This is a genomic window from Heyndrickxia sp. FSL W8-0423 (assembly GCF_038009395.1).
GTDB lineage: Bacteria > Bacillota > Bacilli > Bacillales > Bacillaceae_C > Heyndrickxia > Heyndrickxia sporothermodurans.
Map to the genome: position 1 here is coordinate 3954785 of NZ_JBBPBE010000001.1, position 12500 is coordinate 3967284.

9 protein-coding genes are annotated in these 12500 nt (G+C 36.5%); all 9 read right to left on the bottom strand.

All coding sequences use genetic code 11. The annotated features are described in order from the left end of the window. Positions 1-370: 370 nt before the first annotated feature. The gene (gene uvrA / locus MKY81_RS20245; RefSeq protein WP_341118639.1) at positions 371-3250 is read right to left on the bottom strand and encodes an excinuclease ABC subunit UvrA; all 2880 of its coding nucleotides are present in this window, start codon (positions 3248-3250) and stop codon (positions 371-373) included. A 7-nt stretch (positions 3251-3257) separates the two neighbouring features. Next, positions 3258-5234, bottom strand: coding sequence for an excinuclease ABC subunit UvrB (uvrB, locus tag MKY81_RS20250; protein WP_107920039.1), 1977 nt, complete (start codon positions 5232-5234; stop codon positions 3258-3260). A 389-nt stretch (positions 5235-5623) separates the two neighbouring features. Next, positions 5624-5863: a DUF2164 domain-containing protein gene (locus tag MKY81_RS20255; RefSeq protein WP_066228415.1), complete on the bottom strand. Its 240-nt coding sequence runs from the start codon at positions 5861-5863 to the stop codon at positions 5624-5626. Positions 5864-5932: 69 nt separating this feature from the next. Beyond that, positions 5933-6187, bottom strand: coding sequence for a CsbA family protein (locus MKY81_RS20260; protein ID WP_084347470.1), 255 nt, complete (start codon positions 6185-6187; stop codon positions 5933-5935). A 79-nt stretch (positions 6188-6266) separates the two neighbouring features. Beyond that, positions 6267-6911, bottom strand: coding sequence for an HD domain-containing protein (locus MKY81_RS20265; RefSeq protein WP_341118646.1), 645 nt, complete (start codon positions 6909-6911; stop codon positions 6267-6269). A gap of 147 nt (positions 6912-7058) precedes the next feature. Continuing rightward, positions 7059-8585 carry a glycosyltransferase gene (locus tag MKY81_RS20270; protein WP_341118647.1) on the bottom strand — a complete coding sequence of 509 codons (1527 nt, stop codon included), beginning with the start codon at positions 8583-8585 and terminating at the stop codon, positions 7059-7061. Between the two features lie 487 nt (positions 8586-9072). After that, entirely contained in the window at positions 9073-11172 is a 2100-nt protein-coding gene (locus MKY81_RS20275) for a heavy metal translocating P-type ATPase (RefSeq protein WP_341118649.1), read from the bottom strand. Positions 11173-11285: 113 nt separating this feature from the next. Further along, entirely contained in the window at positions 11286-11612 is a 327-nt protein-coding gene (locus MKY81_RS20280; RefSeq protein ID WP_165797716.1) for an ArsR/SmtB family transcription factor, read from the bottom strand. Positions 11613-11819: 207 nt separating this feature from the next. Further along, positions 11820-12479, bottom strand: a complete 660-nt coding sequence (phoU, locus tag MKY81_RS20285) for a phosphate signaling complex protein PhoU (RefSeq protein ID WP_107920044.1) — start codon at positions 12477-12479, stop codon at positions 11820-11822. Positions 12480-12500 lie beyond the last annotated feature (21 nt).

Here is a 12500-nt window from a genome sequence, read left to right on the forward strand (position 1 = left end):
CTTTAACGACCAAGACGAATTTAAGATTTGGATCTTGGGCTTTATTCACTCGCTTTAACGACCAAGATGGGTTTAAGTTTTGGATCTTGAGCTTCATTCTCCCGCTTTAACGACCAAGATGGATTTTTGTATTGGATCTTGGGCTTCATTCGCTCGCTTTAGCGACCAAGATGGATCTAAGATTTGGATCTTGGGCTTCATTCGCTCGCTTTGTCTACCAAGATGGATTTAAAAATTGAATCTTGGGCTCCATTCACTCGCTTTTACGACCAAGATGGATTTAAAAATTGAATCTTGAGCTTCATTCAAAGTTTTTTCCATAATGTAATGAAAAAGGAGTGACCACCCAAAATGGTCACTCCCTTATCAATTACTGCCCTACACCCGCTTTTTCTTGCTCTTCAATCCGTTTTTCCATTCTTTCGCGGTCTCTCTCAATAATGGGTTTTAAGTATTTACCTGTATAGGACTCTGGAATCTCACATATCTTTTCCGGTGTTCCTGTTCCTACAATCGTTCCACCTTTCGCACCACCCTCTGGTCCAAGGTCGATTAAATAATCTGCTGTTTTAATGACATCTAGATTATGTTCAATCACAAGAACGGTATCTCCATTTTCAACAAGTCGTTGAAGAACTTCTAATAGCCTTGATATATCATCAACATGCAGTCCTGTTGTTGGTTCATCAAGAATGTATAAGGATTTACCATTTGACCTTTTGTGAAGTTCAGAGGCTAGCTTCACCCGTTGAGCTTCCCCTCCTGAAAGAGTCGTTGCTGGCTGGCCAAGCTTTATATAACCTAATCCAACATCATAAATTGTCTGCAATTTTCGTTTGATTTTAGGGATATTTTCAAAAAACTCAACAGCATCTTCAACAGTCATATCGAGAACATCGGCAATATTTTTCCCTTTATATTTTACTTCTAATGTCTCACGATTGTAGCGTTTCCCATGGCATACTTCACATGGGACATATACATCCGGTAAAAAGTGCATTTCAATTTTGATAATTCCATCGCCACGACATGCCTCACAGCGCCCGCCTTTGACATTAAAACTGAATCTACCCTTTTTGTACCCGCGAATTTTTGCCTCATTGGTAGCTGAAAAGACGTCACGGATATCATCAAACACACCTGTGTAGGTAGCTGGGTTTGAACGCGGTGTTCGACCGATTGGTGATTGATCAATATCAATTACTTTTTCGAGGTAATCAATGCCAGTGATCTCCCTATGCTCCCCAGGCTTGCTTTTTGCCCGATTCAGCTTTTGAGCTAAGGTTTTGTGTAACACTTCATTTACGAGCGTGCTTTTTCCCGAACCTGAGACACCTGTTACTGCCACAAAGCTACCTAGTGGAAATTTCACAGTGACATTTTTCAAATTATTTTCTTTTGCCCCTTTGATTTCAATAAAACGACCATCTGGTTTACGGCGTTCAATTGGTAATGGGATGAATTTTTTCCCGGATAAATATTGGCCCGTTAATGAATGTGGATCATTCATAACTTCTTTAGGTGTTCCAGCAGATATAATTTCGCCTCCATGAACACCTGCACCTGGACCAATATCAATTAAATAATCCGCAGCGAGCATTGTGTCTTCATCGTGTTCAACGACAATCAATGTATTTCCGATATCTCTCATATTTTGGAGTGTTTGGATTAAACGGTCATTATCTCGCTGATGCAAACCGATTGATGGTTCATCCAATATGTAAAGGACACCGGTTAATCGTGAACCAATTTGTGTTGCTAAACGAATGCGTTGTGCTTCTCCTCCAGATAATGTTCCAGCTGCACGGCTCAACGTTAAATACTCTAACCCGACATTCACAAGAAATCCTAGTCGCTCACGAATTTCACGAAGGACAAGATTGGCGATTTGCCGTTCTTTTTCAGTTAAATCCAGCTGAATAAATAATTCATCTGCCTGTTCAATTGAAAGTTCTGTTACTTGCCCGATATGCTTATTATTGATTTTGACAGCAAGGCTTTCTTCTTTGAGGCGGTAGCCCTTGCATTTTGAACATGGTTGCTGTCCCATATATTTTTCCATTTGTTCACGAATATAGTCAGAGTTTGTTTCCCGGTAGCGTCTTTCTACATTGCGTATGACGCCTTCGAATTTCACATGTCCTTCACGAATTTGCCCAAAATCATTTTCATAACGGAAATAAATCGATTCTTCACCAGACCCCAGCAAAATCTTATCTAATTGGTGCTTTGGAAGATTTTTTACAGGTGTATCCATATCAATTCCAAAATGATTACAAACAGCTTCAAGCAGCTGTGGATAATATTGTGAACTTACTGGCTCCCATGGTGCAATTGCATGTTCTTTTAATGAAAGTTCCGGATTCGGAATAATTAAACTGCGTTCGACTTTGAGCTTCGTTCCAAGTCCATCACATTCGGGACAAGCACCGAATGGGCTGTTAAATGAAAACATCCTTGGCTCTAATTTATCAATTGAAAACCCACAATGTGGACATGCTAAATGCTCGCTAAATAAAAGTTCTTCCTGGCCGATTACATCAATAATGACTCTTCCATCAGCAAGCCTCAAAGCTGTTTCTAGTGAATCTGCCAATCGGGAGGCAACTTCATCTTTTACGACAATCCGGTCCACTACTACTTCAATTGAATGTTTCTTATTTTTTTCCAATTCGATGTCTTCACTTAAGTCAAGCATTTCTCCGTCAACACGTACACGTACAAAGCCTTGTTTCTTAATATCTTCAAATACTTTTACATGGGCACCCTTACGCCCTGAAACAATTGGTGCCAACACTTGGAGTTTTGTTCTTTCCGGATATTCCATAATACGATCAACCATTTGTTCAATCGTTTGTGAAGTAATTTCAATTCCATGTGTTGGGCAAATTGGTCTCCCAATTCTTGCAAATAACAGACGTAAATAATCGTAGATTTCTGTTACGGTTCCAACCGTTGAACGGGGATTTCGACTTGTTGTTTTTTGATCAATTGATATCGCAGGAGATAGGCCTTCAATCGCATCGACATCTGGCTTATCCATTTGACCTAAAAATTGTCTAGCATAGGCTGAAAGTGATTCCACATATCTACGTTGACCTTCAGCATAAATCGTATCAAATGCCAATGATGATTTTCCCGAACCGGATAACCCTGTTAACACAACTAATTGATCTCTCGGAATGGTGACATCAATGTTTTTCAGATTATGTGCTCTTGCTCCTTGAACGATAATTTTATCTTTTGCCATATATATGTCATCCTTCCGCTTTCAATTCTAATAATGTATCACGAAGCTGTGCGGCACGTTCAAAGTCGAGCGCCTTCGCAGCTTCTTTCATATCATGTTCTAATTGTTGGATTAATTTTTCTCGTTCTTTTTTCGTTAATTTCGTTGGTGTTGTTGCAACATATTCTTCTTGGTCTTCTGCTGCACGAGTCGCCCGGATCACATCACGGATATCCTTTTGTATCGTTTGAGGGGTAATCCCATGTTTTGAATTATATTTTTCTTGAACTGTGCGGCGACGCTTTGTTTCTTCAATCGCCTTCTTCATTGAATCCGTCATCTTATCCGCATACATAATGACTTGGCCATTCGCATTACGCGCAGCACGGCCGATCGTCTGAATCAGTGAACGTTCAGAACGCAAGAATCCTTCTTTATCTGCATCAAGAATAGCAACTAGTGATACTTCTGGAATATCTAAACCTTCCCTCAACAGGTTAATTCCAACTAACACATCGTATTTTCCAAGACGTAGATCCCGAATAACTTCAATTCTTTCTAATGTCTTCACTTCCGAGTGTAAATATTGTACTTTTATACCGACTTCCTTTAAATAATCCGTTAAGTCTTCTGACATTTTTTTCGTTAACGTAGTAATAAGAACCCTTTCATTGCGTTCTACTCTTTCATTTATTTCACCAAGCAAGTCATCAATTTGTCCTTCAATTGGGCGAACTTCAATTGTTGGATCAAGTAGGCCAGTCGGACGAATAATTTGTTCAACCATTTCTGGAGTATGCTCGATTTCATACGGGCCTGGTGTTGCAGATACGTAAACGATTTGATTCACATGTGATTCGAATTCTTCAAATTTTAATGGTCGGTTATCCAAAGCTGATGGCAAGCGAAATCCATGCTCCACAAGAACTTGCTTGCGTGCCTGGTCACCATTATACATTCCGCGTATTTGGGGAATCGTGACATGAGATTCATCGACAACAATTAAAAAGTCTTCAGGGAAATAGTCTAGTAGTGTATACGGTGTGGAACCTGAAGGGCGTAATGTTAAGTGACGCGAATAATTTTCTATACCTGAGCAGAATCCCATCTCACGCATCATTTCTAAATCATAATTAGTCCTTTGCTCTAGCCTCTGTGCCTCAAGTAAACGATTATTATCACGTAGTTCCTTTAGACGTTCTTCTAATTCCTTTTCAATATTTGCAATCGCTACCCGCATTTTTTCTTCTCGTGTTACGAAGTGGGAAGCCGGGAAAATAGCGACATGATCACGATCACCAATAATTTCACCTGTTAGAGCATCAACTTCACGAATCCGATCTATTTCATCACCAAAAAATTCAACACGAATACAATGTTCATCCTTTGAAGCTGGGAAAATTTCAACAACATCGCCTCTTACTCGAAATGTACCCCGTTGAAAATCAATGTCATTTCTAGAAAACTGTATGTCTACAAGTTTGCGAAGAAGCTGGTTTCGTTCAACTTCCATTCCAGTTCGTAGAGAAAGGACCATTTCTCGGTATTCTTCCGGATTACCCAAACCGTAAATACATGAAACACTGGCAATAATGATTACATCTTCACGTTCAAATAAAGATGACGTTGCCGAGTGTCTTAACTTATCAATCTCATCATTAATACTCGAATCTTTTTCGATATATGTGTCTGTTTGAGGTACATACGCCTCGGGCTGGAAATAATCATAATAACTGACAAAGTATTCAACAGCATTATTTGGAAAAAATTCTTTAAACTCACTGTATAATTGTCCCGCTAATGTTTTATTGTGAGCAATAATTAAAGTCGGCTTTTTTACTTCCTTTATTACGTTGGAGATGGTAAAAGTTTTACCTGTCCCTGTTGCCCCTAGTAAGGTTTGATGTTTCTTTCCATTTTTTATGCCTTCAACAATTTTTCGAATAGCTTCGGGTTGATCTCCTTGCGGCTGATACTTCGAAACGAGCTCAAATTGTTCGTTCAATCCATTTTCCTCCCATCCACTTTACCTATCTATGTCATCTTTTCAAAAAAGGTTCTGTTAAACTAGATTATTGATTTCCGCTGCAGGTACTCGCTTTCCGCGGGGCTGGCGATGAGCCTCCTCATCGCTTCGCTCCCCGCGGGGTCTCATCTGTCCAGCTGATCCCGCAGGAGTCTCGCACCTTCCGCTTCAATCAACATGGTATCAATATCAACACTGAACTTTAACAAAGCTTCCCAAAAAGGTACATTATTCACGTTTTTTCATACTTATTATTTTACCACAAACAAGTGTTTCTCAACCATAAAAAAGCGAACAAATTTTCGGTTTTTTAACATTTCACAGAAATTGAAAAAGAACCGGGAAAAAGGTTCCAAGTTCTTAATCGATTACTTTATTCTCTTTTCCAACGTATAAAGCTCTTCTTCTAACGAATTCATCCTTTGCACGACCATTTTTTGTGCATCTGCAATTGCTTCATTATAAAAAATTGGCCCTAATTTTTCTTTAACAAATACAAAGACATTTTCAGCAGCTAAATCCCCGATTTCTTCGTCTCTTTCATTTAGAAAAAATTGTTGAATTTCCCTTATTGCATCTTCTTTCATTTCTTTTGTTATTTTTATCATGTTCTCTTCTCCTAACATTTACTTAACGCAAGTAAAAAGACGTTTGAAACAATGAACTTTTCATTTGCCTCAAACGTTTTTACTTTCCGGTTTTTTCCTTTTTTTATTTCGGTTTACCATACGGTTTGCATAATAAAATCCAATGGTTAACGATGCAGCGTCAATAATAAATAAAGGCCATGTATGTGTGTATCCTTTATAAACAGAAGCGACAATCAAGGCGACTGTTAATAGTAAGCCCACAATATGGTTATATGTTACCCTTGTGAAAAAGACAACGAGAATTCCTGGTAGAAAAATAGCTGCCAAAATTTTATCTAACACTGTTTTCACCCCTAAGGTTAAAAATCCTATCTCTATTCTTTTCTAAAATGGAAAAAAACACAAGGGGGGTGAAAATTTTTTATTCTTCTAAATTTGCTTTAACGATTTTTTGTGTGACTTTGTTTAGCTCGCTATGTTCAATAAATTTTTCATCGAGCATGTCTGGTAAAACTTCATTGAGAAAATATCTCACGCTTTCCATTTCTTTAAATTCAAGAATTGTTAATAAGGATTCTTCATAGATTTCTTGAAAAAGCGGTTCAGGATTCCCTTTTTGGATTTCTCCGAAGGATTCATATAACAAATCAATTTTATCTGCGACTGATAAAATTTTCCCTTCTAATGTGTCATCTTTTCCTTCTTTAAAACGGTCTAAGTAAATTTGCTGATATTCCTTTGGAAATTCTTTAAAAATAAATTTTTGCGTCATTTGTTCTTCTACTTGGCTGAACAAGTCTCTTAGCTCGGCTGAGGCGTATTTTACTGGTGTTTTTATATCGCCTGTAAACAATTCATTGTAGTCATGATTTAATGCTTTTTCATAAAGTGCCTGCCAATTTACTTTATTTCCTTTATTTTCTTCCACCGTTCCGAGAAATTGGGCTACTTTTGTTACTTTAAATGAATGACTGGCAACGGAATGTTCTTGGAATTTAAACTTTCCTGGACAGCGATAAATTTTTTCTAAATCCGATAAGCTTTTGAAGTATTGATGAATTCCCATATTATCACCTTTTTTTGTATTTCGTGAGATTGTAACATAGATTAGGAAAAAGAGACAAATTCATACCCCTTATGATATGATTTTTACTCTGGCTTTGTTATTGACAGACTCTCCAACTGAAATCAGTTTATCAGTAATTTTAATTAATTAATCTACGTGTCGGTTATTTATAACCTTATTAACTATATTTATCCATTTCTCTTCATATAATTTTTGGTTGTAATTCTTTTCAATCTTTTTTGATGCAAGCTTACCCATTTTTATTGAATCTTTAGGATTGTTAAACATGGTAATCATAGCTTCAGCTAATTTATCTACATTATATTTTTCAACTAGTAAACCATTTTTGTGATGATCTATTAATTCTCTCGGCCCGTATCTGATGTCGTAACTTACTACCGGTGTACAATTAGACATACTTTCCAAAACTGAAAGGGCAAATCCTTCAGTTTTAGAAGCTAATACACTAAATAAAGCTCCTTGATAAATATCCGAAGGGTTCTGTGTATAGCCTTTCAATGAAACATTTTCTGTTAATTTTAATTCTTTAATAAGCTTTTGAAGGTTTTCTCTTTCTGGACCTTCCCCCCATAATTCTAACCTTACATCTGGCACACTTTTCAATACAATTTTAAAGGCTTTAATTATGTGATTTAAATTTTTAATAGCTGAATATCTTCCTATCACTACTGCCAACTTTTCATCTTTCTCCACCTTTACTCCACCGAACAAACCTTTTTTAATACTAGATTTAGCTGCATGCGGAAGAACGAAAAGGTTATCTCTTTTTCCGATTCGATTTTCAATATCAATCTTTTGCTGATTAGTAAGAACTAATGCGGCATCTAGGTGATCAATATGATTAATACCCGTTTGAACTGTAGGTGCAATATCTGAATCCGTTTCATAAGGTGCGGCAAGATGACTACTATGCAACCTCCAAATTTTAGCCGCTTTTTTATTCTTAACTTTAATCATCAAAATATCTGTGTTTCTTGCATCAGATACTAAGACTGGATTTTCACAAGCCTCAATTACATTCTCAATCCAATCAGTTTTTAATTCTTCGTCATTCTTAAAGATCTTCTTAATGTTTCCGTTAATTTCATGGACATTAACTCGAATCGCTCTTCCGTTTTCTGGATTCACCCATTTAGAAAGATACGGTTGAGAATCGTTTCTATAATAAACCATTTGTCTTGGTTTATTTAAATTAATGTCCATATATGAAACTTTTCTAACTACACCATTTTCATCATAAACCTCTTTTTTCGTTCTATATCTTTGTTCATTAAAATAATCAACAAAATCTAAAATACCATCATCGTGATATTTCTTGTATCTAGTGTATAGTCCATTTTCATAAACTCTATATGCATTATGTCCAACATGTGGGTCTAAAACCCCTGTTTCAATTGGTTCAGGCTTTACTAATAACTCTTCTTCCCCACAAAGTTCTTCATACATGTTTAATACTTTAACGTTTTTATTTAACTGATCTGTTTCTATCAAATTTTTACGAATTTTATCATACCTAGTATTAAAGTCAAATGTGAGAATATGAGTATCATATCCCATATTTGCAAATGTATTTGCTTGATTTAAGGATGCTTTTGTTAACCCGCCACGCTTTACGTCCAAGGAATTAACTAAAAAAAACATGCTTGTATTCAAATACTTTTACCTCCCGTAGAAAAAGATATATTTTACCAGTTAATAATATCATATTTTTACTATAAATTCTTATTATTTCTATTTTTAAACTAATAATTCGGTATGATCGTTAGTCACCCTTTCAAACTCTTGAAGATGGTAATTAGAAATAAAGTGGCGTTATGCGAGACGTTTAAAGTTTATTTAAAATCCGTCATATGCCTCTTGATTTGATTAAAACCAATCGTTAGCCACAAATATAACGGCAATCAAACGAAAACTGCTCCTTTATTTTACCTCTTTGTTTTGGGGCATAAACATAGAAGCCAACATCATTATTAGTGCACGCTTTTTGAAGTCTTGGTTGAATTCATTTTTTCTCCTTCGTTGAAACTCCCATTTTTATTCTTGAATGCTTCACAATATAGTTATTTATCAAAAATATTTCTCTCCATAAAAAAGTACCACAGTCCAAATGACCGTGGCAGACCCCATTTTTTCTTTCTTTTTAAAAAATACTGTAGCCTTTTTTCTTAGCCTCAATCATTAATGTTAAACTAATTAATGTAACTAAAACCGTCGCTCCCATGTCAGAAAGAATGGCAATCCAAAGTGTTAGCCAGCCTGGGATTGTTAGAAGTAAGGCAATTAATTTTAGACCTAGAGCTAATGATATATTTAATTTAATAATATGATTAACGCGTTTTGAAATTCTAACTGCAGAAGGTAGTTTTCCTAGATGATCCTGCATTAGGACGATATCTGCTGTTTCAATGGCACTGTCCGTTCCTTTTCCCATTGCAATTCCGAGATCAGCGGTCGCTAGAGCTGGTGCGTCGTTGATTCCATCTCCTACCATTGCAATTTTTCCCTTTTGTGTGAGTTCCTTTATTTTTTTAACCTTTTCATCAGGTAAAAGATTGGCATAGTAATTTGATAAGCCAATTTGTTCAGCAACTTTTTTAGCCGTTTTTTGATGATCTCCTGTCAACATTACCGTATGTTTAATTCCTGCTTGATGTAATTCGTTAATAATTTGTTTACTTTCGCTACGAACTTCATCGGTTATCCCCATTAAACCAAGAACTTTTTCTTTATCTGCGACAGTAACAAGTGTATATCCCTGATCTTTAAGTGCTGTAATTTCTTTTTGAATGCTTGCTGTCATTGCGGTAGTAGGCAGTCCTTTTTCATTGCCAACAAAGTAGCGCTCTCCGTTTACAATTGCTGAGATCCCTTGACCGGGTAATGTTTCCACATCTGTTGTTTCGATAAGAGGGGCTGATGCTTCTTCAACTTTTCGCATCACTGCTTTTGCAAGGGGATGGGAAGAAAGCTTTTCTACTGAGCCCGCAATCGTCAAAAATCGCTCATCAAATACTTTCATTATTTCTACAAACGGTTCGCCTTTCGTTAGTGTTCCTGTTTTATCAAAAGCGATCGTATCAATCTTTCCTAATTGTTCAAGGAAAACTCCGCCTTTAATGAGAATACCATTTCGAGCGTTCCGTGTGATTCCGGATACAATAGCTATTGGAGACGAAAGAACGAGTGCACAAGGACAACCGACAATTAACACCGCTAAGCCTTGGTAAAACCATTTTCCCCAATCTGCACCTGCCAAAAGTGGCGGAGCAATCATAACAATAATCGCGATTATTATTATTGCGGGTGTGTAATACTTTGCAAAATGGTTAATAAACTGTTCTGTAGGTGTTTTTGTTTCTTGTGCTTCCTCTACTAAGTGTAGAATTTTTGCAAGAGAAGAATCTTCATATGATTTCGTAATGGAAATTTTTAAGATTCCTTCATTATTAATACTGCCACCATATACGGATTCATCGATCGATTTTTCGACTGGCATCGGTTCACCAGTGATGGCCGCCTCATTTACTGAACTTTTTCCTTCGATTACAATTCCGTCCGAAGGGATTTTTTCTCCCGGCTTGACTAATACGATATCTCCTGCATTTAATGTTTCAATAGATACAATCTGTTCTTTTCCATTTGCAATTAATGTTGCTTGTTTCGGAGCGACCTTTAGCAATGCCTCCATCGAACTTCTAGCTTTTTCCATGCCAAGACCTTCAAGAAATTCATTGATTCCGAAAAGAATGGCGACTAGTGTCCCTTCTTTCCATTCACCAATTCCAAATGCACCAATGAGTGCTATGGTCATCAATGTATCGATATTAAATTTTAAACGAAATAAGTTTTTGATTCCTTGGATAAAAGTTTGGTATCCGCTCAATGCTGCGGCAATTATAAAGATCGTAATTGCTATACCTTCGCTCCATTTGCCAACGAATATCGCGATAAAATAAAGCACCGCTGACATTATAATTAATGTTTTTAGCATGCGGTTTGAATGTGAATGTGCGTGGGTATGATTATGATCGTCATGTGCATGTTCGTCTTTGACAATGGCCGTTCCATCATTTGCCAAAATCTTTTCTACTTGGGTGAGTGAAATATCATCTTTTACGATTAACTTGCTCGAGTTATACAAAACTTTTGCATCCTCGCCATTCTCAAGTTTTTGAATTTCCTCTTCCATTTCCCTGGCACAATTTGCACATGAAAGGCCTTGTAATTTATATTCAGCCATGTTAACTCCCCCTTGAACAAAGCAAGCAGTCTGTTACTATTTTTTCGATTATGACTTAATTGATCGTCTTTTATAATCTGTGTTTTCCACGTGTTATTATGTGAAAAAGATAGTCAGTGATGTCTAGCATGGTTAATGGTTTGTTTCAGTATATTCATAACATGTTCATCGTCGTGCGAATAAAATAATGTTGTGCCTTCTCTTCTGTATTTTACTAAGCGCAGGTTTTTCAAAAATCTTAGTTGATGCGATACAGTTGTTTGAAGAAGTGATAGTTTTTCGGCAATTTCATTTACGGAATGTTCTTTTTCGGATAATAAATGCAGAATTCGAATCCTTGTTGGTTCAGATAATGCTTTAAATGTTTGGGAAACGATAAATAATGTTTCTTCATCTAATTCATCATGCTCTAAATCAATACGATTATTATCTTCTGTCATTGGTTTCACCTCTATTATATTCAATATATGCATATATGTTCATATATTATATTTTTCATTTTATATAATGGGCCTTAAAGAAGTCAAGTATTATCAGAAAAATAGGATATCGATTTCCGCTCCAATCATAGTGCAAAAATAGCATTTTACTTTAACACAGCCAGAAAAATAAAAAACAGACGCTTTTTCGTCTGCTTTAGAGTCTTATTATTTATTTAGATCGACTAAGGAGCCGGTTTTCAAATATACGATCCATTCACATACGTTGGTTACGTAGTCTCCGATTCGTTCTAGGTGCTGGGCGACGAGTAGAAAGTGGAGAGCTTGATTTACTTTCGTTGAGTCTTGTTGCATAATTTCAATTAATTCCATAAAAATCATTGATAGATATTTATCAATTTCATCATCTTTTTTTGAAACGGCAACCGCCCCATCACGGTCAAGGGATATATAAGCATCTAACACTTCACGGACCATGGCTTTTACGATTTCAGCCATTTTAGGAATATCAATAAGCGGTTTTAAATAGGTTTCGTCCTTTAAACGAATCGTTGATTTAGCGATACTAACGGCATGATCTCCCATTCGCTCTAAATCTGTTGCTACTTTTAACATTGTGGCAATTCGTCGTAAGTCAGTTCCCACAGGTTGTTGCAAAGCAATTAACTCGAAACATTTCTTCTCAATTTCCACTTCATATTCATTTATCCGTTCGTCATCTAATACAACTTCCAACGCTAGTTCACTATTTTTGTTCACTAATGATGTGACACTTTTGTATATCGCCTCTTCGACGAGAAGTCCCATCGACATTAATGTTTCATGAAGTTCTGTTAAGCGATCCTCAAACACTCGTCTTGCCACCATGAATACCCCCTTAATTCTTAA